This window comes from Shewanella sp. ALD9, assembly GCF_002836315.1.
Taxonomy (GTDB): Bacteria; Pseudomonadota; Gammaproteobacteria; order Enterobacterales; family Shewanellaceae; genus Shewanella.
The window spans coordinates 280,675-306,289 of record NZ_PJCD01000041.1 but is presented as its reverse complement, the minus strand read 5'-3'; the positions used below and the strand labels follow the sequence as shown (position 1 = coordinate 306,289).

18 protein-coding genes are annotated in these 25,615 nt (G+C 41.7%); 4 read left to right on the top strand and 14 right to left on the bottom strand.

Features of this window, described 5'->3' with window-relative positions:
- Positions 1-93: 93 nt before the first annotated feature.
- From CXF88_RS17955 to CXF88_RS17940, 4 genes are all read right to left on the bottom strand, one after another.
- Positions 94-1,380, bottom strand: a complete 1,287-nt coding sequence (locus CXF88_RS17955; protein WP_101088090.1) for a peptidoglycan DD-metalloendopeptidase family protein — start codon at positions 1,378-1,380, stop codon at positions 94-96.
- A 312-nt stretch (positions 1,381-1,692) separates the two neighbouring features.
- Positions 1,693-5,391, bottom strand: coding sequence for an SbcC/MukB-like Walker B domain-containing protein (locus CXF88_RS17950; protein WP_101088088.1), 3,699 nt, complete (start codon positions 5,389-5,391; stop codon positions 1,693-1,695).
- Positions 5,391-6,719, bottom strand: coding sequence for an exonuclease subunit SbcD (gene sbcD / locus CXF88_RS17945; RefSeq protein ID WP_101088086.1), 1,329 nt, complete (start codon positions 6,717-6,719; stop codon positions 5,391-5,393). Before sbcD ends, CXF88_RS17950 begins: the two co-directional genes overlap by 1 nt.
- 106 nt (positions 6,720-6,825) lie before the next feature.
- Complete coding sequence (locus tag CXF88_RS17940) at positions 6,826-7,587, bottom strand: TSUP family transporter (protein WP_197708466.1); 762 nt, start codon at positions 7,585-7,587, stop codon at positions 6,826-6,828.
- A gap of 297 nt (positions 7,588-7,884) precedes the next feature.
- Between CXF88_RS17940 and CXF88_RS17935 the strand changes: the two genes are divergently transcribed.
- Both CXF88_RS17935 and CXF88_RS17925 read left to right on the top strand, forming a co-directional pair.
- On the top strand, positions 7,885-8,562 hold the full coding sequence (locus CXF88_RS17935; RefSeq protein WP_101088082.1) for an SDR family NAD(P)-dependent oxidoreductase: 678 nt from the start codon (positions 7,885-7,887) through the stop codon (positions 8,560-8,562).
- A 403-nt stretch (positions 8,563-8,965) separates the two neighbouring features.
- Complete coding sequence (locus CXF88_RS17925; protein WP_101088078.1) at positions 8,966-9,169, top strand: hypothetical protein; 204 nt, start codon at positions 8,966-8,968, stop codon at positions 9,167-9,169.
- A 108-nt stretch (positions 9,170-9,277) separates the two neighbouring features.
- On the opposite strand, the gene CXF88_RS17920 is transcribed toward CXF88_RS17925, so the two are convergent.
- From CXF88_RS17920 to CXF88_RS17885, 8 genes are all read right to left on the bottom strand, one after another.
- Positions 9,278-9,664, bottom strand: coding sequence for a ribonuclease E inhibitor RraB (locus CXF88_RS17920; RefSeq protein ID WP_101088076.1), 387 nt, complete (start codon positions 9,662-9,664; stop codon positions 9,278-9,280).
- A 10-nt stretch (positions 9,665-9,674) separates the two neighbouring features.
- Positions 9,675-9,908, bottom strand: coding sequence for an RNA-binding S4 domain-containing protein (locus tag CXF88_RS17915; RefSeq protein WP_101088074.1), 234 nt, complete (start codon positions 9,906-9,908; stop codon positions 9,675-9,677).
- A gap of 50 nt (positions 9,909-9,958) precedes the next feature.
- A complete protein-coding gene (locus tag CXF88_RS17910; protein WP_101088072.1) occupies positions 9,959-10,765 on the bottom strand; it encodes an SDR family oxidoreductase in 807 nt (268 codons plus the stop codon).
- 27 nt (positions 10,766-10,792) lie between these two features.
- Positions 10,793-11,995, bottom strand: coding sequence for an HD-GYP domain-containing protein (locus CXF88_RS17905; RefSeq protein WP_101088070.1), 1,203 nt, complete (start codon positions 11,993-11,995; stop codon positions 10,793-10,795).
- Between the two features lie 156 nt (positions 11,996-12,151).
- On the bottom strand, positions 12,152-12,673 hold the full coding sequence (locus CXF88_RS17900) for a DUF2919 domain-containing protein (protein WP_101088068.1): 522 nt from the start codon (positions 12,671-12,673) through the stop codon (positions 12,152-12,154).
- 54 nt (positions 12,674-12,727) lie between these two features.
- On the bottom strand, positions 12,728-14,740 hold the full coding sequence (ligA, locus tag CXF88_RS17895; RefSeq protein ID WP_101088066.1) for an NAD-dependent DNA ligase LigA: 2,013 nt from the start codon (positions 14,738-14,740) through the stop codon (positions 12,728-12,730).
- Between the two features lie 101 nt (positions 14,741-14,841).
- On the bottom strand, positions 14,842-15,906 hold the full coding sequence (zipA, locus tag CXF88_RS17890) for a cell division protein ZipA (RefSeq protein ID WP_101088064.1): 1,065 nt from the start codon (positions 15,904-15,906) through the stop codon (positions 14,842-14,844).
- 21 nt (positions 15,907-15,927) lie between these two features.
- Complete coding sequence (locus tag CXF88_RS17885) at positions 15,928-19,362, bottom strand: chromosome segregation protein SMC (protein ID WP_101088062.1); 3,435 nt, start codon at positions 19,360-19,362, stop codon at positions 15,928-15,930.
- Positions 19,363-19,522: 160 nt separating this feature from the next.
- Here CXF88_RS17885 and cysZ point away from each other — a divergent pair, with 160 nt between their 5' ends.
- Positions 19,523-20,296, top strand: a complete 774-nt coding sequence (gene cysZ, locus CXF88_RS17880; protein WP_101088060.1) for a sulfate transporter CysZ — start codon at positions 19,523-19,525, stop codon at positions 20,294-20,296.
- 270 nt (positions 20,297-20,566) lie between these two features.
- Positions 20,567-22,951 (top strand): carbohydrate binding family 9 domain-containing protein, encoded by a 2,385-nt coding sequence (locus CXF88_RS17875; RefSeq protein WP_101088224.1) that lies wholly within the window; start codon positions 20,567-20,569, stop codon positions 22,949-22,951.
- 113 nt (positions 22,952-23,064) lie between these two features.
- Here CXF88_RS17875 and CXF88_RS17870 read toward each other — a convergent pair whose 3' ends face one another.
- Together CXF88_RS17870 and CXF88_RS17865 are read right to left on the bottom strand one after the other, a co-directional pair.
- Positions 23,065-24,291 carry a response regulator gene (locus CXF88_RS17870; RefSeq protein ID WP_174839635.1) on the bottom strand — a complete coding sequence of 409 codons (1,227 nt, stop codon included), beginning with the start codon at positions 24,289-24,291 and terminating at the stop codon, positions 23,065-23,067.
- A 37-nt stretch (positions 24,292-24,328) separates the two neighbouring features.
- Positions 24,329-25,450 (bottom strand): beta-ketoacyl-ACP synthase III, encoded by a 1,122-nt coding sequence (locus CXF88_RS17865; protein WP_101088058.1) that lies wholly within the window; start codon positions 25,448-25,450, stop codon positions 24,329-24,331.
- Positions 25,451-25,615 lie beyond the last annotated feature (165 nt).

Genomic DNA, 25,615 nt, shown 5'->3' with positions numbered 1-25,615 from the left:
GAGCACTCGTTAAGTACTGTGATTTAACAACAAAAAATGCAGCCTATATAGGCTGCATTTTTATCGTTCAGAGTTCGCTTACACGCGTTGTGATTAGCCTAAATCCATCATCATGCTACGGCTATGCACCAAAGCTTGAAACGCTTGTAGTTGCTTTTTAGGTAATACAGTAGCTTCTGCAATATTGGCTTTCATTGCGTCGATAGGACGACCATTTACAATAAACTCATAATGTAAGTGAGGACCTGTTGAAGCACCAGTATTACCCGACAATCCAATCGGTTGACCGCGAGTTACACGTTGGCCTCTTTTAACTAAAAACTTCGATAAATGCAGGTAGCGTGTGCTGACCTTATTGTCGTGTTGAATCACAATATAGTTGCCTGCATAAGGATGTTTAGTCACCATAGTAACTATGCCATCTCCCGGTGCTACGACTTGCGTACCTATTGGGGTAGCAAAATCAGTGCCGTTATGTGGACGAATACGACCAGTAATTGGGTGTTTACGGTTAGGGTTAAAGCGCGAACTTAAACGAACTTTTCGATTAAGCGGAATACGTTGAAAAGCAGGCGTTAAACTTTGACCTTCAATGTCGTAATAATTGCCATCGACATTTTGAAACGCGGTAATGTCGCGACGGCCGGTATTAATACGAATGCCTTCAATCGATGTTGTGCCTGTTGGTTCACCTTCAACAAATTGGTCGTTAACCAAAACCGAAAAAGTATCACCTGCGCGCAACTCACGAGAAAAGTTTAATTTCGTTTTTAACAGAGTTTCAACTTTTTGAATTTCAGCGGCACTTAAACCAGCGTTTTTAGCCGATACATAAAAAGAGCCGTTAATTTCTCCGCCAACGATGCGATTTTGCCAAATGCCATCGATGTTAATGTCATTAACACCGTAAGTTCCGTCTTTAAAACGGGAGAATACCACTTGGTGAGCAGGGCTAAAGTACAGTTCTAGCTTATCAAGCTCGCCATTAGCGTTGTCCCAAAATTGGATTCGGTTACCCGGCAGAAGTGTATCTAGTGCTAAGACTTCTAAATCAGCCTCAAGTACTTTATACATGGTTCGTTGGTCGATACCGGCTAATTCAAATAAATGACTTAAGGTATCACCACTTTCAATCACGCGATTTAAAATCGGTGAAATAGGCTTTACCAGCTTCAAAGCGCTATCTTGTTGAGCTATGTGTGGCAATAACGAATCGATATCGATTGCCACTGGAATACGTTGTGATGAAAACTCTTGTTGTGTTGGCCATAATAAAGCCGCCCCGACAACAAATACACTCGCTAGCAAGACTTTCTTGTGCAAGTTTGGCAAGTTCAATTGACTTACCGCTGGCCTTTGGAAGCCCATAATTTTACTCATTAGCAATGTCTAATCCACCCTAAAAGATGACGCTTTATATTTTTTATTTTTCTTTTACTGCAAATTGTTATTGCGATATTGGGCATAAATTCAGTTAACTCTATGCCTTCATGTCGTTTTTTATGGTGAATATGACCCAATATTTGATACTACGGCATCCGGTATAAACAGCTAAAAATACGGACTTTTGCACTCAAATTGCATATCAACGCTCTTTTATATCAAAAAATAATCATTTTACAAATATAAAATGATATTTAATTAATAATTAATTTGAACTCGATTACAGTAATCATGGGAGTTTGAGGCAGATCAAGACCCACTTACAGCAAACTCACCCTGCAATTTACTGATACCAAGACCGTTCATTTTAGTCACTTTTATCTGTACATCGATCCGCTCTTTCATGGCTTCAATGTGGCTAATGACACCAATCATTTTGCCCGATGCATTTAAATTATCTAATGCGTCTAGTGCGGTATCTAATGTTTGGCTATCCAACGTACCAAAGCCTTCATCTAAAAACAGTGAGTCAATGCTCGTTTTATGACTAACAAGGTCAGATAATGCGAGCGCAAGGGCTAAGCTCACTAAAAAGCTTTCACCACCCGACAAGGTTCTGGTGTCTCGCACTGCATCACCTTGCCAGGTATCGAGTACTTGTAGCTCTAAATCAACCGACTCTTTGCGTTCAAGTAAGTACCGGCCTTGCAAACGTTCTAGCTGCCTGTTCGCCAATGCCACTAAATGGTCTAAAGTAAGCCCTTGAGCAAACTTACGGAACTTATCGCCCTTTTGTGAGCCAATTAACGAATGCAGGTACGCAAGATCGTCGTAATCTTGTTGCATTTGAGCTTGTTCCGCTAACAGTTGCTGTTGCCCTGCCCGCTTATTGGTATCTTGCTCTAACTCATGACTTAAGCGCCACAGTGTTTGCTTGTCTTGTTGGTGCTTAGCTTCCATCGTTTGATATTGCAGCATTGTATCGCCGTGTTGAGTAATATCGTATCCGTGTTGCTCTGCCAGCTGCGCTAACTCCGTTTGTTTTGTTAAGGCTTGCTCAACTAACGTATTGGCTTTGACAATGTCGTTATCAAGTTGCAGTTTTAATTGCTGTAAGGTGTGACGCTCTTGTGGCGTCAATAAGGCTTGCTCAAATGATTGTTGATCTGCAAATGGACTTGATTGTAATGCCACTTGCCATTTTTCCTGCAACTGTTGTAACTCTTGATTAGCCTTGGTTGTTTGCTGCGTTGTCGATTGCAGCTGTACTTGCAAACCAGCAAAATGTTTATCCGCCGCTTGCAGTTGTTGTTGAATTGAGACAAATACCTGCTGAGCTTGATCTACTGCGTGTTGGCTAAGCAGCTTTTCATCTTCAACCACTTTCTCTGCAAACACGGCTTTACGCTTTGTGAGTACCGAATCGAGTTGCTCGTTAAGCGTAACCACTTGCTTAGTCACTTCCGCTAGCTTGGTTGCTATTTCAGAGGTGTGTAGATTGTTTGCGGTGAGTTTTTCTGCGGTGACACTGAGCTGCTGTTGGTTATCGATAGCCTGCTGCTGCGCTTCAATCCAACGTTCAAGTTGTTGTTGTAAATGATGCAGCCAAGCGTCGGCATTCTCTAGTGTCGGCGGCGTTAATCCTGTGGCAATAATGTGTGCATCCAGTGCGCTGCTAAGTTGTTGTAGTTGCTTGTTAACAGATTCAATTTGCTGCTGATGACTCACTAAACCTTGGGATAAATTATCAAGCTGTTGTTGCAATAATCCTTGCTGATTAACCAACACTGCCAACGCTTGCTCTGCTTGGGTAGCATTGTGCTGATGTTGATGTAAGGTTTTTTGGCATTGGTTAAGCTGGCTTATCGTTTGGGCAAGTTGCTGCTGTTTGGCTTCTGACTGGTCAATATAATCAGTTAGTTTATGTTGTTGCTGCTCATGTAATTCAAGCGTTACTGCAAGCACCTGAGTATGTTGTTGCCACTGTTGCTCAGTTAATTGTAATTCAGTTTGCGCTAGGCTCAATTGCTTGAGCGAATTGTCATAGTTAACTTGCAATGCCGTTTGTTGATTTTTAAGCTGCTCACCTTGCTGTTTAATCGCATCAAGTTCAATTTGTAGTTGCTGCATTCTTTGCTCGGTAACAGACACATTCAATGCTTCATAACGCTCAACTAACGGGTGCTCTGTCGAACCGCACAATGCACAAGGCTCACCGGCTTTAAGCTTGGCACGCTCTAAGGTTAAATTGGCTATTTGCTGTTCTTGCTGCAATATGGTTTGCAGATCTTTTACTTGCTGATTTTTTTCACTCCACTGGGTTCTTACCTGCGAAAGTGAATGCGCTAAAGCCTGTAAATCAGTGTTAAATTGCACCGATTGACTGCTTAATTGCTGGCATTGTTGCTGCTGACGCACATAGTGACTAAATAGCTGGGTTAACTGATAACGCCCAGCTTGCTGCTCGACCAGTTGTTGGTAGACATGATTAATCTGACTTTCGTCTTGGCCAGCCAATAATGCCGTTATTGCTTGCTGGCTGTCGGCTTGTTGAGCCAACGCTTGGGTGACCGCCGTTTTGGCCAGTTCTATTTGTGGCGAAAGCTCAGATAACGTTGTTTGAGTTTGCTCGATATTATGTTGTTGCTGAACTCGTTGAGTGTCAAGTTGGCTCAACTGCTGGTTTAATTGCAACACTTGGCTATATTGCGTCTGCCAAGCCGCAAACTTTTTGGCCACTTCTTGGCCTTGTGGCAAACTATCAAGTTGTTGCTGTATGTCTTGCTTTGCCGACGTGAGTTGCTGTTGCAACGCCATCAACTGTTGCTGTTGCTCAATCGTTTTGTGTTGTTGCTCAGCCGTTTGCTGATGGCTTAATCTGACCTGAGACAACTGATAGTTCAATTGGCTAATGTGTTGGTCTAACGGCAACACCTGTTTGTCGATAAGATTAAGCAAATCTTTGTGTGCTTGATTGGTTTTATCAACGCCTTGCTCAGCTTGCGTTTGCTTGTGGGTGTGCTGTTGCAGTGTTTGTTCAGCTACACCAACCTGTTCCGTTAACTGTTCAATCTGTTCCGATAATACTCGGGTGCTTAACTGGGCTTTTTGTTGCTGTTCAAATAGAGGCTGGATTTGCTGTGCTGGCTCACTATGTTCAAGTCGAGTTAGTTCATCGCTATGTTGCTGTACGCGAGACAGTGCTAGTTGCTGTTGAGCCTGAACGTTAACTAATGTCTGCTGCGATTGCTCAGTATTGTCCGCCCAGGTAATAAATTGGCTTAATTGAGCTAATTGCTGTTGATCGATCACAAGCGCCTGATTGAGTTGTTCAATCTGTAGTTGCTGCGCCACAACTTGTTGTTGATCAAATAACTCAACACTGCCAAGCTTAGCTTCAAGCACTTTTAGGTTAGTTTTGGCATCAGAAAAATGCTGATGCACTCGCGCTGAAATTAAGCTGTAAATTTCAGTACCCGTTAGCTCTTCCAATAGTTCTGCGCGCTCATTGGCTTCGGCATTTAAAAAAGCGGCAAACTGGCCTTGTGACAACATCATCGACTTAGTGAAACGAGCAAAGTCGAGTCCGGTGATTTCTTCAATTAATTCGGTTTTACGTTTTATCTGACTGGCAAGGATTTTACCGTCACTGAGTTTAGCCAATTCGACTTGCGCATCTTGTAAATTGCCATCGGCTTTGTCGCGCGAACGACGCTGACTCCAAAACGCTCGGTAAGCGACACCTTTAACTTCAAATTCAACTTCAGCTAAACATTCTGCAGTGCCACGAGTCATTAACTCGTTGGTGGTTTTAGAAATATTACTTAACCGCGGAGTACGATGGTAAAGCGCTAAACAAATCGCATCGAGAATGGTGGTTTTACCTGAGCCTGTAGGACCTGTAATAGCAAATAAACCGTTTTCAGCAAATGGCGATTGGGTGAAGTCGATTTTCCACTCATTTTTAAGTGAGTTAATATTTTTAAAGCGAAGGCTTAGAATTTTCATTATTGCTCACCCTCGGTAGCACTTTTTGTAGCAACGGCTTCTGTCGACGTTTCTTGTAACACATGGCTCGCAGCCGTTTCTTGACTGTTTCGCTCAGACTCCACTTCGGCATACACTTGGTTAAAGCGTTGCTTTATTCGTCCTAACTGTGCCTGTTGCGATTCACTCTCAAACTCTTCTTGCGACAAACGTCGCCCAAATACCTCGTCGACGCTGAGCTCAGATAAGGTTTCATTATCGAGCTGCTTAATGTGTTGCTGTCGTTGACTGCGGGCACGCTTTAACTGCAATACTTCAACCGCTTTGTCTTGAGTCATGTCGGCAATACGCGATTGCAAATCAGACAAATAATCTTGTTGTGACACCTCAATGCTCAACCAAGTCGTTTTTGCGGATTCTGCTTGCAAAGCAAATGCGTTTATCTGCTGCTCAATACTATCTAAGTCGCCTTTTAACACCTGCATCGGCTGGAAAACTGGCACCATTAATGCTGTGATTTGAGATAATTTGGCATCACTAAATTCGACCAAGAATACGGATTTATTAGTGGTATTATCTGTCGCGAGTTCATCAAAACTTAACGCTATCGGTGAACCGCTGTAACGAATATGTTCAGATTTCGCCACCACTTGGGGGCGATGAATATGACCTAATGCAATGTAGTCTGCGGCAGGAAACAGCGCTGCATTAAAGGCATCTAAACTGCCAATATAGATATCACGCACGGATTCTGAAGTACTTGCACCCACTGTGGTTAAATGACCTGTCGCAATAATGGGTACTGGCGTAGTAAATGTATTATTGAGTTGTTCAGCTTGCTCAAAACAGCGCTGATACAACTCGCTAATGGCATCACCCAATTTACGTTGTTTATCAATTGATGACTCACCTGATTCACTTAGCACCACATCACGCGGGCGTAAAAAGGGTAAACCACATAAAATAGCACCCACTTCACCTTGGCGATTTTTGAGGGTAAATACATGCTCTTCAACATGCTCGAATGCACCTGGAATAACCACAGTATTTAGGCAAGCAAGGAGATTTTTAGATTCATTCAACGTCGACACAGAGTCGTGATTACCGCCCAATAAAATTAGCTGGCAACCTGTTTGTTGAATTTGAACAATAAATTGATTGTATAGCGTACGGGCATAACTTGGCGGTGTGCCAGTATCGAAAATATCGCCCGCGACAATAAGCGCATCAACTTGGTGGATGTTGATTTGCTCAAGTAACCACTGCATAAAGGCCTGGTGCTCAGCTGCGCGACTTTTACCATAAAAATATTGGCCAAGATGCCAATCTGATGTGTGAATAATGCGCATAACATCCCTTCAATAAAAACAAACACGTACACCACATAATGCTGGCGTTAATAAACCCAAATTATCGCTACTATGATCACATGTACCGCGATCACATGCACTGCTATCACATATATTGCGACCACAATAATTTGCCGCTCATGCCCAATGACATCACTACCACCAAAGGTTTAATGATTTTAACGCCTTTGGTCACCACTAAACGTGAACCTAACGTAGCACCAATTGCTTGGCCGACCAGCATAATTAATCCCAATACCACTGCGACTTGACCACCGATTAAAAAGAAAATTAACGACGCAATGTTAGTGGCAAAATTGAGTAGCTTTGCATGCGCGGTTGCCTTGGCCAAACCAAAACCAGCCAATGACACAAATGCTAAAGCAAAGAAACTTCCAGTACCGGGGCCAAAGAAACCATCATAAAAACCAACGCCCAATGCGGCAGTAAAGGCAAACACACTTGGAGTAAGGACTTGTTGGCGATCTTGTTCACTTATTTTTTTAGAGAATAAAAAATAACAACCAATGGCTAGAATTAAAAATGGCAGCACGACCTCCAATAATTTAGCGTCGATCATTTGTACTAATATTGTGCCAATTGATGCACCAATAAAAGCGCATATCAACGACAGTTTGATACTGCGTAAATCAACCATCCCTTTACGTACAAAATATAAGCTCGCAAAAAAGCTGCCACCGCACGCTTGCAGTTTATTAGTACCCAATGCCGCTGCTGGAGGTAACCCTGCCCACATTAATGCGGGAATGGTCAGTAAGCCTCCGCCGCCAGCAATCGAGTCGATAAACCCCGCAACCAGAGCAACAAAAAATAAAATAACCGCGAGTTGGAGCGTGAGTTCAAGCATGGGGAGTCTCGTTATTAGGAATAGCGTGAAGTCGGCTGACATAATATAAGGCGTTATTAGACAATCTTTATCGTCAAAATACAAAGCGTTCTGTGTAATTTATTCAGCTTTACCCAACTAATTTCAGCTTGGGCTAATAAACACTGACCAAATAACGTATTACCCATTAATAAGCTTATATTGACTTAAACATCAGATTTGAAAATCGATTTGAGAAATGGACTACAACCGCTTTGCTGTTCACTTAGGCATTGTTATAGTAGTCGGCCTAGTAAATATTGAGCTGAAGGTTTTATTATGATTGTTATTACCGGCGCAAGTAGCGGCTTAGGTGCTGCACTAACACAACTGTATGCTGCAGAAAATCAACCGTTATTGGTGACAGGTCGCAGTGAGCAAAAATTAGCAGGTGTAATGGCTGGCCTAACTCAACCAGAGCAAGCTAACGTACAAACTCACACAGCAGACTTGTGTGTGGCCGAAGATGTCAGTGCATTATTTTCGCGTTTATCAGCGCCGCCAAGCAAGGTTATTCATTGTGCTGGCAGTGGTTATTTTGGCCCTATCGAACAACAAGCACCTGAAGCGATTAATCAGTTAATACACAACAATCTCACTTCAAGCATTCTAGTGCTGCGTGAACTTATTAGTCGCTATCGTGATCACAACGTTACTGTAGTAGTCGTGATGTCGACCGCAGCGCAAGCTGGCAAAGCAAATGAGTCGACTTACTGTGCCGTAAAATGGGCCATAAAGGGATTGGTAGAATCGTTACGATTAGAATTGAAAGGCAGCCCGATGAAATTGATTGCGGTATATCCAGGAGGAATGGCAACGGACTTTTGGCAAACCAGTGGCAAAGACATTAATACATCAAGCTTTATGACGGCAACAGAAGCCGCCACCATGCTCAAGCAAGCCTTAATAGCGACAGAACATGGATATGTCTCTGATATCACCATTAACCGAGGTTAATATTCCATAAATTAGTTAACCTAAAATAGAACGAACAGTTTATTATCCCTAGTTAGTTATTCGTGCCCAAGTTAGCTATTCGTGATGTTCTTAAGTTTAGGTTTATTTGGATAAAAACGGTTTGGTTGACCAGTACCAGCAATATATCCACCCAGCAGGGGCAAAAATGAGATTTAACACAAGAGCGTAAAAACCCACCAAGGGTAAATTTGTGGTTTTCCCCTTGGCAAATCTTAAGGTGAAGAACACCACAACTAAGGTTAAAACGAAAATAATTTGGCCAATCAATGTGCCATTTAACTCCATGATTACACCCTTTAACCATCAAACCCGTTATGCTGAAATAGCAACGACGCTAAGCTGATGATACATCTAATATTAGATTATTGATAAGGCTACTACAATGTGTAAAAAAATCATCGTAATACTGATATCGTTTAGCTTTATTCTATCTTTGTCCGCCTGTGCTGAATTAAAACAGACTGGCAAAGAAATCGGTCACACCACAAAAAAAGTGACCACAGCTATCGGTCACGGGACGCGCGATACCGTTAAAGCTATTGGACATGAAACCAAAGAAGTCATTAATGAGATAAAAGAAGACTAAACCACGTCGCTTTGTATAATCAAAAAGCCGTTAATGCTGGGCATTAACGGCTTTTGTTCAATTGAATAATTCAATCTATAGTGAAGACTATGTTAGTTGCTGGCAATGTTAGTGCTTACAATGCTCAGTGTGAACATGGTCATCATCTGCAAATTCATTATCGCTGGCTTGGTTTTGCATCACGCCCCAACCATCAGAAATACCGTCAAACTCTTTGGCAAAGTTATTTAACTCAGTTTCTTTAGCCACAAGCGTTGCGTATTCAGGTACCATTTGCAGGCAAACAATCACTTCCCACTTGGTGCTTTCTTCATCAAAGTTAAGCTCAAGCTCACCTTGGATGTCTTTTTGGCTTAATGCTTCTAAGGCTGACTCGGCATCACGTTGATCGTCAAACACCAAGAAGAAATCGACTTCTATTGATTGAGTAAGGTCAATACCGGCATCTGCCATTGCAGCCAACATTTGGCCATTATCATCTTCTGGGAATTGCATTTATCAATCCTTACTGTGCAGGAACAATTTCAATTGTCGCGCCATTGAACGAAACGACATCGCCAACAACACACTTTTTACGTTTACGAGTATCAACTTCACCGTTGACGGTAACTTGACCTTCGGTAATGACATGCTTTGCTTCGCCACCACCGTTCACTAGACCGAGTACTTTGAGTACTTTGTACAGTTCTACGAATTCATCACCTTGAAGTAATGCAAACGCTTGAGTTTGAGTCGTCACAATAATCGCCTTTTAATCAAAATATTCTGGCTATTATAGCCTATGCCAGTTTAGCAAGCATCAAGCATTTTGAATGGATTATTAAACGCATATGTAAACCCTAACTGATGACAGATTAACTGCCCATCGATAGTTTTATTGGGTTGTTGTTGTTGATTAAATTCTGGCGCACTTAACCCAAGATGTTCAGCGGCAGCAACATAAAACTCACCACGAGTAGGATGAACGTTTGCAGCAAGATTATAAATAGCTAAAGTATCGTTGCGAGAAAGAATTAAGCTAACAGCAGCAACACAGTCATCTAAATGCACCAGATTAACCGCAACATTGGCGCCACTGACATCCGTTTTTCCGGCAAAAAAACGTCCGGGATGTCGCTTAGGTCCAACCAAGCCTGAAAATCGTACAATACAGCTATTTTTCATAGCTGAAAACATCGCTTCTGCTTGTAATAATGTACCACTGGTATCATTAAAAACAGCAGCATCTTGTTCGGTTACAGTTTGATCTAGCGAAGGATAAACCCCAGTCGTACTGATGAAAATAATTTTTTGATATTGGCGTTCACCCATCAAGTTTATTAACTGAGTTAAATAGCCAAGATAATCAGTTTCGCCTCGTCTAAGTCCCGGTGGTATGTTAATCACGATAGCGTCTGCATCGAATAAAGACGAGTTTTTTGCTTGGTTAGTCACATTGGCCAAATCTAACTGATAAGCATCAATACCGGCTTGCTGTAATTGGACTAAATCCTCAGAGTGACGTTTTGAAGCCTTTACCTTAATACCTTGCTTAACTAATTGTGTCGCGAGCGGCAAACCGAACCAACCACATCCGATAATAGTAACTGTATTCATGTATTCTCGATATTACGACGTTAAATTTTAATGATTGAAGTTATTGAAGTAAAAACTAATTGGACTATTGGCTTGCAATGTTTTAATGGCACCCTCAGATAATTCGTCTAATTTCATCACTTCTTGAACTTGAACATCTTCGTTAATTAAAAAACGAAAACTAGGTTCCCCCCCACTGAGGTTACATGACCACACATGTGGCTGTTTTACATCGGCAGTTGTCATCATCACCTTAGCGATGCTTTCGTCGGTTAAGCGCACTATAGTGCCTGGAGGATAAATACCTAATATTTTAACTAAAACCGAAATTAAATTATCACTGTGTTTACTGCTGTGAGTTTTAAATAAAATACCCAGTGCAACTTGTGGCGTTTGGTATTGATGTAACAGGGTTTCATAGTCATTAGCTAATGACACTATTTGGGTGGTGGGTAAAATTTTAGCTTCGGTCAGATTATTAGGAAAACCGCTACCATCAATAAACTCATGATGATGTAACACTATGTCTAACATGGCTTCAGGAAATAATCCGGTGCGGTTAAGCATCTCGTGGCCAAAGTTAGGGTGCATTTTTAAAAAGTTAATTTCATGGTCAGTTAACTCACCACGTTTTTTACGCCGGATTGCCTCTGGGACTTTTAACTTACCAATGTCATGAAACAAGCTGCCTAATGCAATGTCACGAACCTCTTTTTTAGACAGTGATAATGTGTGGGCAATCATCATAGAGATCACCGCAACTGAAATACCATGTTGAGTAACACTAACATCTGTTTCGCCACTGCCCACGAGCGTTAAATGAGGGGTTTCACTTTCATACAAATGATCGACTAAATCTTCAACTAAGGTGGCCGCTTCACGATAAGCACCTTCAGGATCACTGACTATTTTACCAAAAACGGTTCGACTATCGTTAACCGATTTTACAAAGCGCTGTTGGCTAACTCGCATACTTTTTTTAGCCAAAGGTCGATAGTCAATTTCTTGTTCAACAACCTCTTCTGGTGGCTCAATTTCAACGGGTTCATCAACTTTAGGCAGCAAATCATGGCCATCAATCACGTACACAAATGACACATCGAGACCTTTGATCATCTCGATTTGCACTTGTTGTTCAAGCTTTACTTTACTGCGAAAAAAAGGATGGCTTGTCCATGACAAAGGCAGCTTAACGGTTAACCCGATAACCATTTGCGAAACAGGTATTTGTGTTAATTCTGTTTTAGCCAAAGTACTGATCCTTTTTCACATTAGCCAAGTTATGGCCGAGATGATAATGTCATTTCTACGCTAACATTTTTGAAATAGAGCTATGTGTATCAAAGTCATACATTTTAATGTTTTTGGAAACTAATAAATAATAGTGCATTTATACCAAGTCGTACATTATTTCGTATCTGGCTTAATCTCATCATCAGATATGGTTTCGACTTGCACAGTACTATCATCAGGGGTCCAGTCGGTAAAATAGTAATATAGCCGCTTTGATTTGAAGACATAAATAACTGACCAAAACAGAAAAAGTGCATCAATCGAATAGCCAATTTTAAACAAATAGTCATCGTGCATCATACGTTGGAACAAAAATAGTCCATCAATAATGAGTAATCCCCACAAAAACCAAGCACTACGTCTAAACAAAGGTATTAATATCGGCCAGCTGCGTTTACGCTCGGCAATAATAAGTCCATAAATCAGTATCGCCCCGACACCAGCAATTAGCGCCGATACAAAATCACTTTTTTCAGGATAAAATAACCTTACTAAACCAGCACGGTCATTAAACTGGGTTAAGGATGCAATAAAAATACACCAACCACGGGCTAAAAAGACCAAAATCAAATACAAAAATAATGGCGGTTTTATATGACCACGATCATCTAACCAAGTAATATTACTAAAATTCACAATAAACTCTTATCGGCATGCACCAGCATAAATAAAGCAATACTAGTTTTTATGTTAGTTAGCCGCATTTAATAAATCCATTAGAGCTTGTTCATCTATCACCTTAACGCCCAACTCTTCAGCTTTGGCTAACTTAGAGCCAGCAGCCTCGCCAGCGACAAGGCAATCAGTATTTTTCGAGACACTGCCAGCCACTTTGGCGCCCAAAGCCTGTAATTGGGCTTTGGCATCGTTACGATTAAGTTGAGTTAGCGTACCAGTTAACACCCACGTTTGCCCTTTAAGACTAAGCTGCGATTCGTCAGCTTGTTCAATAACAGGCCAAGTAATGCCGGCTTCAAGCAATTGCTCTATTACTTCAATGTTATGTGGCTGTGCAAAAAATTGTCGAATGTGTTTTGCTACAATGTCACCAACATCAGCGACTTCGAGCAGTTGTTCAACGCTAGCTGTTCGAATACGCTCAAATTCGGCAAAGTGTTGGGCTAAATTAGCGGCGGTAGCTTCGCCGACTTCGCGTATCCCAAGACTATATAAAAAACGCGCCAATGTAGTGGCTTTAGCGTGTTTAATCGCCGCGACAATATTTGTGGCTGACTTCATCGCCATGCGATCTAACATCGTGATGCTAGAAGCGGTCAGGGAAAACAAGTCTGCTGGCGTTTTGACCAGTTCTTTATCAATTAATTGCTCAACGATTTTATCGCCCATGCCATCAATATTTAATGCTTTACGGGATGCAAAATGTTTAATCGCCTCTTTACGTTGCGCTTCACAAAAAAGTCCACCACTACAACGCGCTACAGCTTCACCTTCTAAACGCTCAACAATGCTTTGACACACCGGACAATATTGCGGAAAGATAATATCTTGCGCATCATCTGGACGCTGTTCTGGCACGATAGCAACAATTTGTGGGATAACATCACCTGCGCGGCGAATAATCACTGTGTCGCCTATTTTCACTCCAAGACGGGCAATTTCATCAGCATTGTGCAAGGTCGCGTTAGACACGGTCACGCCACCGACAAATATCGGTTTGAGACGGGCAACAGGGGTAACAGCACCCGTTCGGCCAACCTGAAAGTCAACAGACTCTAACAAGGTCATTTCTTCCTGGGCTGGAAATTTATAGGCTATGGCCCATCGAGGAGCTTTAGCCACAAAACCAAGTGTTTGTTGCTTGGCAATGTCATTAACCTTTATGACGACGCCGTCGATTTCATATTCAAGCGCACTTCGTCTGGCCATAATATCGGCGTAATATGCATAGACTTTTTCTAATGAATCAGTCACTTTCACTTCGCTACTGACGGGGACACCCCATTGTTGCAGCTGTGTTAGTTGGCCATAGTGGCTTGTTTGCATCGGTTGTGACTCGCCTTCGACCACACCTAATGCATAAGCATAAAACCCAAGAGCCCTTGAAGCGGTAATTTTACTGTCTAATTGGCGCAAACTACCGGCTGCAGCGTTACGAGGATTAACAAAGACTTTGTCACCTTTGCTGATTTGACGCTGGTTTAATGCCTCAAATGCCGCTTTAGGCATAAACACTTCGCCACGGACTTCAACTAAATCTGGAAATCCTTCACCGCGTAACTTAAGAGGAATTGAACGAATAGTGCGTACATTTGCAGTAATATCTTCGCCAACGCTACCATCACCTCGCGTTGCGGCGCGTTCAAGAACGCCAAAACGATAAGTAATACTCACGGCCAAACCGTCGAGTTTAGGTTCGCAAACATAATCAACGCTATCGACTTTATCCGTTATACGCTTATTAAAAGCAGCGAAATCAGTTTGTTCAAATGCATTGTCGAGACTTAACATCGGTTTAAGGTGGGTAATTTGAGCAAATTTTTGTAATGCTATACCACCGACGCGTTGTGTCGGTGAATCTACCGATTTAAATTGCGGATAGTCACGTTCTAACTCAGTTAGGCGCTTAATTAATCTGTCGTATTCAGCATCGGGTATTGACGGAGCATCATCAACGTAATAACGAATATTATGTTGGTTAATGGTGTGAGTAAGTTGATCCATTTCAGTTTGAATAGCGTGCATTGTGGCATCCGTCATACAGGTTGTAACCGTGATTTGCTTGATAAAGTGTAAAGGTATAAAACAATTAAGGCCGCTGCTGCGGCCTTAATAAAAACATCAACCTACGCCGCATTGAGTCGTCGTAAATAATCTTTTTTGGTTGCATCTGACCAAGTTTGGCGTTGTCCATCCAATAATTCAGCACCGAGATCCTCGGCAATTTGATAAGCCGAGTTCAGCATAATGGTGAAGTTCATCAATGGATCGCCATAGCCAGGTAAGGTCATAAACAACACCACACCTTGGGTGACAAATTGTTCCATATTATCCGGGTCAAATATCCCAGGCTTTAACATGTTAGCGAGTGAAAATAGCACCTTGCCAGTACCAGCATTGTCGATGTGGCGATGAAAAATATCCATATCACCAAATTTGAAATTGAGCGACAACAAACTTGGCAATAATTCTGCGCCTTGGATTTGCTCGCCTGCTTTAGCAACAATGTGCAGTACTAATACATCGGTCGGCTCTACAGGTTCATTTACTGGAGCATCTGCTTTAGAGGTAATAACCTCAGATTTAACCTCTACTTCAGCTTTAACCGCTACTTCAGGGCTAACATCCACTTTTGGCACCGCGGCTTGTACCGTTGGCTTAGTGGGTTCTGGTCTGGCGGCGACAGGTTTACCTGTGTAACTTTCTAATTTGGCTGTACTGGTTGAAGTATTGAATATCTTTTTAGGGGTATTCATTGACGTACTTGCCGTAGGAGCAGGTTTAACATCGTCTTCAACAAATAAGCTTTGTTGCGCAGGCTGTACTACTTTAGGTTGAATATGTTCTGGCTCAGTTTGGTGCGGACCAGGCTGACGCAGTGAGTCTTGTAAAGGAGTATCGGTGAGCTTAGTTGCACCTGAGTGTGGTTTTTGACTTAAATTGGTCTTTAATACAGGCTTAATGACTACATCTTCAACCTCACCGGGTTTACGTACACGCACTTTGCCAATGCCATCGGCATCAAAACCTTCAGAGTCTCGACGTTTAGCTTGGTCTTTATAAAATCCTGCCATCGGACTTTGTTTCATAGATTTAGGTTGTTGTTTGCGAATCGACCAAAAACCGTGCACTAACACCGCAATAATTGCGATCGCGCCTAATACGAACAACACCAGTTGTAGATCTTTCATTAGATTCCCTGTCTTGCAAATTTATACCGCGTCTGCCATGGCGACGGCGGCTTCAATGTCCACTGCGACTATTCTTGAAACGCCAGGTTCATGCATAGTAACGCCAATAAGTTGATCAGCCATTTCCATTGTTATTTTATTATGACTGATATAGATAAATTGCACACTTTGTGACATTTCTTTCAGTAACCGACAAAAACGTTCGACGTTGGCGTCATCCAAAGGTGCATCTACTTCATCTAGCATACAAAAAGGTGCTGGATTCAGTCTAAAAATGGCAAAGACTAATGATAAAGCGGTTAACGCTTTTTCTCCACCACTAAGTAAATGTATGGTGCTATTCTTCTTACCTGGCGGTTGCGCCATAATAGTAACACCCGTTTCAAGCAGGTCATCACCGGTTAATGCCAAATAAGCTCTTCCCCCACCAAAAACTTTAGGAAATAGCAGCCCTAAATCATGGTTTACCGTTTCGAATGTGGCTTTAAAACGGCTTCGGGTTTCTTTATCTATCTTACGGATAGCGTCTTCTAAAATCGCTAATCCTTTATTTAGGTCGTCATCTTGACTGTCTAAATAAGCTTTTCGCTCTCGTTGCGATTCAAATTCTTCAATGGCTGCAAGGTTGATAGCACCTAAACGTATAATGTTCTGTTTTACTTTTTCAAGCTGTTGCGACCAAACATCAACAGATGCATGTTCAGGTATGTCGGCAATGACCTGTTGTAGCTGAATTTGCTGTTCTTGCAGCAATTGCAGCTGCCCATTAGCCTGCCCTTTTAAGCCCTCACGACGTAACTTTAACGTGCTTATCTTTTGAGTCAAGTCTTGTAACACTACAAGCTGTTGTTTTTGCATCAATACTAAACGGTCTAAACTGGTTTGAAGCTCTGCTTGTTGAGACCGATTTTGCTGTAATTGCTGCTGTAATGCTTGTTGCTGCTCGAGTGCTTGCGCCAGTTGTATTGATAATTGACTTAAATCATGTTGACCTTGTTGTTGCTGATTGTCGAGCAACATTTGTTGTAACTGAGTCAATTGACTGACTAATTCTGTCTGTTTTTCATGTTGTTGCTTTAATTTTTGTTCACTCAATGCTTGCTGGGTAGCATGTTGTTGCACTTGTGCTTGCAGCTGTTTAACGCTATTTGCAGCATCGGTGCGAGTAACTTTGGTTTCACGCAATTTAGCTTGGCTTGTTTGCCAAGCTTGTTGAGCAACATCGTGTTGATTCATTGCTTGCAACAATACATCTTCTTGCGTTAGCACTTGTTCTTCAAGGGCATCGACATGTATTTGTTTATCACCAATTTGCTGTTCAAGCTTGGCGATTGATTGGCTGCATTGCTGTTGCTTATCGCGTTTCTCAACGGCTTGTTGAGTTAAACTCGTCACCAAAGAGTGCAGTTTTGTCTGCTCTATTTGCAACTGATGACAAGCCTGTTGGCATTGATTCAGCTCTACCTGAGTGGTCGCGGCCCGTTGAGTTAACGATGTCAGAGATTGTTGAGACAATAGCTGTTGTTGCTCAAGTTCTATTAATTGCTGGCTTAAGCTTGCTCGCTCTTGGCTCAGTACAATAGCGGATTGCCCTGCCTGAGTATGATTGAGCACAAAACCATTGCCTATCAAGTAACCTTCTTGAGTGGCAATATATTGCTCAGGAAGCAATGTTGGTAATAACTCCTTTGCTTCACTGAGACTGGACGCCCACACAACATGTTGTAACCATGGCGTTAAATTAACTGGGGTTGTTAAAGCAGGATACGTCACTTGATGCTGTGGTTCAAAACCCACTGTAGGCGGATAAACGCTCAATGAAGATGTTTGCCCCAACCCTAGAACAGGTAATTGACTTAAGCCTTGTAACACTTTATCGACCGCTTTCTCCCAGCCAGGCACAACCTCAATAACTTGCCATAATTGTTGGCCATCATCTTGAGTATGATCGGCCAGTAACTCATCAATAAATTGCAATCGAGAATGATGACGAGTGACAGTTTGCTTAAGGGTTTGATAAGCATCACTCGCTTCAGTGACGGCTTGTTGCTGCTCAAGTAAGGAAAGCTCAAGTTGACTGTACTGCAGCTGTTTATCATTTAGTTGTTGTTCAACATTAGCTAATTCTGCCGTGCTGTTTTGCAACTGCTGTTGGTTGTCTTGCTGAGCTAAAACAGCTAACTCTGTTTGTAATTGAGCTAAGTACTGTTCGTTTTGAACCAAACTTTGCTGTTGATGGCTGAGCGTCGATTGGCTCAGTGCCAACTGCATTTTGTTAGTTGCTAAGATCTCAGCATATTGGGTTACTTGTTGCTGCTGATCATCACACGCTTCTTCGATAGCAAAAACTTGCTCATCGATTTGCTCAAGCACAATACTCGCCTGTTCATAAGCGGGTTGGTGAGTATCCAATTGCGCAACCAATTGCTGATGAGTATCGGTCATGCTGATAATATTATCGTCAGCTTGTTTGATTTGCTGTTGTAATACTTGAATTTGCTGCTGTAACTGAGAGTCTTGTTGCTGCTGATGAGCAAGCTGCTGTTCAAGCTTGGTCATGGTATTACCGGCTTGGTAATATTGCTCTACTAGCTTATGTTCAGCATCACTGAGCTCAGCCAATTGCTGTTTCACCTGAATAACACTGGTGTCGCCCTGCTGTGCGGTTTTGGCTAACGCTTCAGATTTAAGCTCACCTTCGGCCGTTTCGGCATCAAGTCGGTCTGTTTGCTGCAACAATTGCTGATAGCGCATCACTAATAGTTGACTATGCAACTCACGTTCACTATTTTTTAATTCGCGATACTGCAGAGCAGCTTTTGCTTGTTGCGATAATTTGTCTAATTGAGCACCGAGTTCAACTCGAATATCGTTTAAACGTTCGAGGTTTTCACGGGTATGACGAATACGGTTTTCGGTTTCACGGCGACGTTCTTTATAACGCGAAATGCCTGCAGCTTCTTCAATAAACACTCTTAATTCTTGAGGTTTAGATTCGATTAAGCGTGAAATAGTACCTTGCTCGATAATGGCATAACTACGCGGCCCAAGACCCGTACCCATGAATAAGTCGGTTATGTCTTTTCGACGACATTTTTGACCATTAAGGAAATAACTTGATTCACTGTCGCGGTTAACTTGTCGCTTTACCGAGATTTCTTGATAACTGGCATATTGTCCAGTGAGCCTTCCCTGAATGTTCTCGAATACCAGTTCGACACCCGCAACAGAAATGGGTTTGCGTGCCGATGAGCCGTTAAAAATAACGTCGGTCATCGAATCACCGCGCAAATGCTTTGCTGAACTTTCGCCCAGCACCCAGCGCACGGCATCAATCACATTGGATTTCCCGCAGCCGTTAGGGCCAATAATCGCTGATAAGGCGTTATCAAATGGGATTTTAGTTGGGTCTACAAACGACTTAAATCCAGCAAGTTTTATTTGTTTTAATCTCATGTTGCCAGTTCAGGTACGCATTAAAAGGAAAAAGCAGCTCACTTTAGCAATTGAGCAGCTTTTTGTAACGATTTTTATCCTTTTGACACAGTTTATCACTTGTTTTATTGTGCTTGGCTCGTCAAAATCAACAATATAAGTCACAAAATAGGCAGTCTCAATGGTTACCAATTCAATAATCGCCAAGAAAAGTGGTGTGAATTATTTTATCCAAGGGTTTCAATTAATTAAACAACCGGGTTTGCGCTCATTTGTCTTTATACCGCTGATGATCAATTTAGTCTTATTCGCCTCAGCGATGTATTTTGCACTAGGACAATTAACAGCATTATTTACCTGGATGGATGGACAACTCCCAGAATATCTAAGCTGGTTGAATTTTTTATTATGGCCATTAGCCGTACTAACAATGCTAGTGGTAATGTCATTTTTATTCAGTTCCGTAATGAACTGGATTGCAGCGCCGTTTAATGGTTTGTTGGCCGAAAAAGTCGAGCAGCATCTCACCGGAAAAAGCTTAAACACCGGCGGTTCAGTCGATATGATCAAAGATTTGCCGCGAATTTTTGGTCGAGAATGGATTAAGCTAAAATACTATTTACCACGAGCATTATTGTTTTTAGTGTTATTTTGGTTGCCGATTATCGGCCAAACTGCAGCGCCCATTTTATGGTTTTTATTCACTGCGTGGATGATGGCAATTCAATATTGTGACTATCCATTTGATAATCATAAAGTGCCTTTTGATGATATGAAGTTCGCCCTCAAAAATACTAAAGGATCTAGTTTTAGCTTCGGTGCTACCGTGACAGTGTTTTCAATGATACCGATTGTAAACTTTATCGTTATGCCGGTAGCCATTTGTGGTGCAACCGCTATGTGGGTCGATAAATATCGTGACGCCTACAAAAATAGCAGTATTGCCCCAGATTAATCTGTAGAGAATTAATGCTTAGATGCATGGATGCATGGATGCATGGATGTATGGATGCTCCAACAGTAGACCAGCTTAGATTGCAGCGCCTCAAGACAAGCCCGATAGCGACTATCGGGCTTTTTTATTACATTCACGCAAGCTAATTTAACATTCAGTAACAATTTAGTGATGATTTTAGTACAAGTCGGACCTACGTTTTAAGGACTTTTTTGCGACAATAAGACAAATAACAAAAAATAAAAAAGAGTAAAAGTGATCAACGACTTAATGCCAACTAGCAGCTTAACCCCAATCAACCGATTAACCCGCACCTGTGACGTTATATTCACGTTAGCATTGGTAATATTAAGCAGTTTATTATCTTTTGCTGCGTTTGCGGGGTCGAGCCAGCAATTTCATCTCGACATCCCGACCATCAATGAAGATATTGAGCTTGATGGCGACTTTAACGAGCCTGCATGGCAACATGCTACCGAGGTAATACTGCGTTATGAAACCTCTCCTGGAGAGAATACCGCTGCACCAGTGACAACCACAGCTAAAGTCTATGCGTCGAACACCAGCCTATATTTTGCGTTTACTGCCCACGATCCTAATCCGGACAATATTAGGGCAAATCTACGTGATCGAGACAAATCCTGGGGCGATGACATGGTGGGTATTAAATTGGACACCTTCAATAATGCTCGTTTAGCCTACCAATTTTTTATTAACCCTTATGGCGTCCAAAGTGATTCCATAGAAAATGAACTCACAGGCCAAGAAAGTGATGCGTGGGACGGGATTTGGTATAGCAAAGGTAAACTGACCAAAAACGGTTTCCAAGTTGAGGTACAACTCCCTTTAAGACTGTTTAATTTTGATGACAGTAATCCAATTCAAACTTGGGGCATTGAGCTTATTCGCTTTTATCCTCGCAATGAAACCCATCGCTTATCCACTCATAAAATCGACCGTAACGTGTCATGTCAGTTATGCCAATTAGGTATCGCATCGGGTTTAGCCGGCGCAACTCAGGGTAAAGACTTACAACTCACGCCCTCTATTGTGGCAAATCAAGGCCAGCAACGAGACGTAACACAAGCCCAACCTTGGAGCGATGACAGTAATGTCGATGTTGGATTAGATTTACGTTGGGGGATCACACCGACTACCTTACTTAACGCCACCATTAACCCAGACTTCTCTCAAGTGGAAGCCGATGCGGGTCAGCTAGATGTTAACAACACATTTGCACTCTTCTTTCCTGAAAAGCGCGCCTTTTTCTTAGATAACAAAGATTACTTTGATACCCAATTAGATTTGCTACACACCCGCAATATTAGCTCGCCAGATTATGGTTTAAAATTGACCAGCAAAACCGACAACCATACTGTTGCAATATTGGCGGCCAATGACACTCAAACCCAGTTTTTAGTCCCTGGCAATTTAAGTTCTGATGTGGCGATATTAGATCAGCAAAGTCATAACATGGCGGCTCGTTATCGATTTGACCCCAGCAGAGAGTTTTCAATCGGTGGCCTGGTGACCTTAAAACAAGCGGATGATTATCATAACTATGTTGCCAGTGTTGATATAAAGTACCAACCGACGAAACAAGATACTTTTACCGCACAATATGCGCATTCACAAACAGCTTATCCGGACGATTTATTCACTAACTTTTGCAATACGGATGATTGTTTACAACCATCTGAACGATGCGAATTTGGTGATTGTAATATTAACGAACGCGTTTTACGCACCCATAAAGACGATAATTTTAACGACAACATGTACGCGGTTAGTTATCAACACGAACGCCGTAATTGGTATGCCAGTACTCACTACGAATCTACAGGTGATGATTTCCGTGCCGATCTTGGCTTTATCGACAAAATTGATGTCGCAAAATTTGTTGCTGGCGGTGGCTACATCTGGTATCCAGACAATCATTTTTTCAGCAAAATTAACCTCGGCGGCGATTGGGACATTACTCATAATCAAAACAACGAACGACTCGAGCAAGAAACAGAAATGTATATCGAGTTTGACGGCGGGCTTCAAAGTTTTATCGCCACAGGGATAGTGCAACGACAACGAGTGGGCAGACGCCACAATCCGAGCATTATTGATATAGAGAATAACACTAGTGAATTTAATGAAACCTTAGGTTGGTTTTACACCAACTTCACTCCTATTGGATCGCTGAAATTAGAACTAGATGTTAACTATGGTGATGACATTGATTTCGCTAATGACAGGCCTGCAACTATCACTATGTTGAATCCGGGCATCGAATGGAAATTAACCGAATCATTAGTGCTTGATATATCACACCGCTACCAGACATTAGACGTCGATGATGGTCGTTTATTTACCGCTAATCTCAGTGATATGCGCCTCAATTGGCAGCTGACGCTAAACAGTTTTATCCGCTTAAGCAGTGTGTATACTCGCATAGAGCGCGACCCTGACTTATATCGTTACCAACGTCCAAATACACTGTATCAAGATATTGGTAATGAATTGCTCTATGGCTATAAACTTAACCCCCAAAGCGTGTTTTATCTCGGTTATTCAGACGCATTTATTGCTAATGATGACATCGACTCGTTAACCCAAGACGAAAAAACCTATTTCATGAAACTCAGTTACGCTTGGCTGCTTTAGGCATAACCAATAGGTTTACAATTAACCTTGTCGGGACAGCCATCGAGGCAAAAAAGCCGTTGATACTCAAGTATCAACGGCCTTATATTAGCTAACTCATCAGATGAAGTAACTTACTGAGAAACAACCTTATTGCGACCTGCATTTTTAGCTTTATACAGCAACTCATCGGCACGTTGCAGTGCATGGTCTAATGTTTCATTACTCAAGGTAGACACGCCGCAACTAAATGAAACAGACAAATCCCCTGCCGAGGTCATTATCGGGTTGCTTTCACATTGTTCCCGAAATTTATTCACTAGTAGGCTAGCTTTAATGGCATCTAAACCTTTAAAAGCAACAACAAATTCTTCTCCACCAAAACGCGCTACAGTAAAGTTAGCTCCAAAGGCGTTTTCTAAGCGTTGCACAAATTCAATTAACACTTCATCGCCGACATCATGGCCATAGGTATCATTGATTTTTTTAAAAAAATCAATGTCTAATAGTGCCACTGATAGCAGTTTCTGTTCCGAATCATTTTGTTGGTATTGACCAAAAAAATAACGCCGAGTGTAGGCTTTAGTTAAATAATCACGATTGGCTTTACGCCACAAATTACGCATCATATCGAGTGAATCAAGGGTGTTAAGCACTCGACAATGAAACTCTTCATGCACAAACGGTTTTTGTAAAAAATCATTAGCGCCGTTTTTAATAAACTTTGCCGACAAACTTTCATCATTGTCATTAGACAAACCAATGATAGCGATATCTTCACGGTTAAACTGCTCACGTACCCGCAAAACAAGTTCAACACCATCAACCTTTGGCATGTTGTAATCAGTAATAAGCAACTGAATATCAGGCTGCGCCTCTAATACGGCTAATGCTTCTTCACCATCATTGGCTTCAATAACTTTGAACAAATGCTGTTCAAGTAGCATTTTTACAAACTTACGACTCACCAGCGAATCATCTGCAACCAATACTTTAACGTCTTGATTGCGATAAAGTCTGTCAATTAACTTGACCACATATTGATAACTGTGACGTTTATCTTTTGGGATATAGTCAACGATGCTGAGTTTCAAGATTTCTCGACGTTGAGCAGCATCTAGATTACTAGTCAGTACGATACAAGGAGTCGAATACGATGCCACTAACTTGACAATATCGCCGTCAGAAGCATCGGGTAAATTTAAATCTGCAACCACTACAAAATATTGATTTTTTTCTAAAAAAACCAATGCACTCGACATATCAGGTGCGATATCCACATGGTATCCAAGATCCTGAACAATCATGTGTTTTAATATTTTCGATACCGTGGTGCTATCTTCTACAATCAACACTCGCAATATGGTCACCTTTATTATTGTCTCGTACTCGAGCTATCTAACACTTTTCAAGTACGATACTACCGATAGAGTAGCCTGCACCAAATGAGCACAACAAGCCTAAATCACCTGTTTTAAAATCGTGGTTAAATTTATGAAAAGCAATAACCGATCCCGCAGAAGCGGTATTGGCATACTCATCTAATACAATAGGCGCTTGAGTTGGTTCAACATTATCACCAAGAAGCTTCTTCACTACAAACAAATTCATGTTTATATTGGCTTGATGAAGCCATAAGCGCTTAAATTCTTCAGGCTTTATTTGTTCATCGGTAAATTGTGCGTCCAAATGCTGGTAAATCATCGGCAGTAGTTCTTTAAATACTTTACGACCTTGCTGATGAAACAGCTTATCTGCCGTGGTTGCATTTTCAGGGTCGCAGCGATTAACAAAGCCAAAGTTACTGCGAATATTACTAGAATATTCGGTTACACAGCGCGTAGACAACACGTTAAAGGCAAGTTTTGATGTAGATAACTCTTCGCGTTCAACCACGACTGCAGTAGCAACATCACCAAAAATAAAATGGCTATCGCGATCGCGAAAGTTGATTTGCGGCGAGGTTAACTCAGGATTAATGACCAACACTCTATTAGCTGTGCCGCCACGAATAGCGTTAACGGCATTCACAATTGCAAACGTAGCCGATGAACATGCCACTAACATGTCATAGGCAAAGCCCTTGGTGCCCATAGCTTGTTGGATTTCAATGGCAATAGCTGGGTAAGCTCGTTGGGTATAAGCACACGCCACAATAACCAAATCGATATCTTCAGCCGTTAAGTTTGCTTGTTGTAATGCTTGGTTCGCAGCTTCAATACCCATCTCGGCTTGCATAGACAAAGATTCAGAAGGTCTATCTGCAATTAATGGCATCATAATATTGGTATCAAGAATACCGTCTTTTACCATGACATAACGGCTTTTAATCCCAGAGGCTTTTTCGATAAACTCACTTGACGAATATGCCAACGCTAGCGTGGTCCCGGCCTCAATTTCGGCCGAATGCTGTTGATTAAACTGGTCAACATAACTATTGTAGCTATTAACTAATTCGTCGTTAGAGACACTGTAAGGTGGTGTATATAAACCACTGCCTGAAATCACAACTTTATTCATTTTACTCTACCATTTTTAGTGAATGAGTTAGCGAAAGTTCATTGAGCGCCAAATACATCGATATGGATCACTGAAGGTTTTAACATCGCTTATCGACGACCTTACTGATCAATTGCGTGGCACGACAGAGAAACATTTTGCTGATTAACGCTATTCTAGTATTTT

Bases quoted from the DNA above. Each gene is read 5' to 3' on its own strand.
- CXF88_RS17955 (WP_101088090.1), bottom strand. From the start codon at position 1,380: ATGAGTAAAATTATGGGCTTCCAAAGGCCAGCGGTAAGTCAATTGAAC.
- CXF88_RS17950 (WP_101088088.1), bottom strand. From the start codon at position 5,391: ATGAAAATTCTAAGCCTTCGCTTTAAAAATATTAACTCACTTAAAAAT.
- sbcD (WP_101088086.1), bottom strand. From the start codon at position 6,719: ATGCGCATTATTCACACATCAGATTGGCATCTTGGCCAATATTTTTAT.
- CXF88_RS17940 (WP_197708466.1), bottom strand. From the start codon at position 7,587: ATGCTTGAACTCACGCTCCAACTCGCGGTTATTTTATTTTTTGTTGCT.
- CXF88_RS17935 (WP_101088082.1), top strand. From the start codon at position 7,885: ATGATTGTTATTACCGGCGCAAGTAGCGGCTTAGGTGCTGCACTAACA.
- CXF88_RS17925 (WP_101088078.1), top strand. From the start codon at position 8,966: ATGTGTAAAAAAATCATCGTAATACTGATATCGTTTAGCTTTATTCTA.
- CXF88_RS17920 (WP_101088076.1), bottom strand. From the start codon at position 9,664: ATGCAATTCCCAGAAGATGATAATGGCCAAATGTTGGCTGCAATGGCA.
- CXF88_RS17910 (WP_101088072.1), bottom strand. From the start codon at position 10,765: ATGAATACAGTTACTATTATCGGATGTGGTTGGTTCGGTTTGCCGCTC.
- ligA (WP_101088066.1), bottom strand. From the start codon at position 14,740: ATGCACGCTATTCAAACTGAAATGGATCAACTTACTCACACCATTAAC.
- zipA (WP_101088064.1), bottom strand. From the start codon at position 15,906: ATGAAAGATCTACAACTGGTGTTGTTCGTATTAGGCGCGATCGCAATT.
- CXF88_RS17885 (WP_101088062.1), bottom strand. From the start codon at position 19,362: ATGAGATTAAAACAAATAAAACTTGCTGGATTTAAGTCGTTTGTAGAC.
- cysZ (WP_101088060.1), top strand. From the start codon at position 19,523: ATGGTTACCAATTCAATAATCGCCAAGAAAAGTGGTGTGAATTATTTT.
- CXF88_RS17875 (WP_101088224.1), top strand. From the start codon at position 20,567: ATGCCAACTAGCAGCTTAACCCCAATCAACCGATTAACCCGCACCTGT.
- CXF88_RS17865 (WP_101088058.1), bottom strand. From the start codon at position 25,450: ATGAATAAAGTTGTGATTTCAGGCAGTGGTTTATATACACCACCTTAC.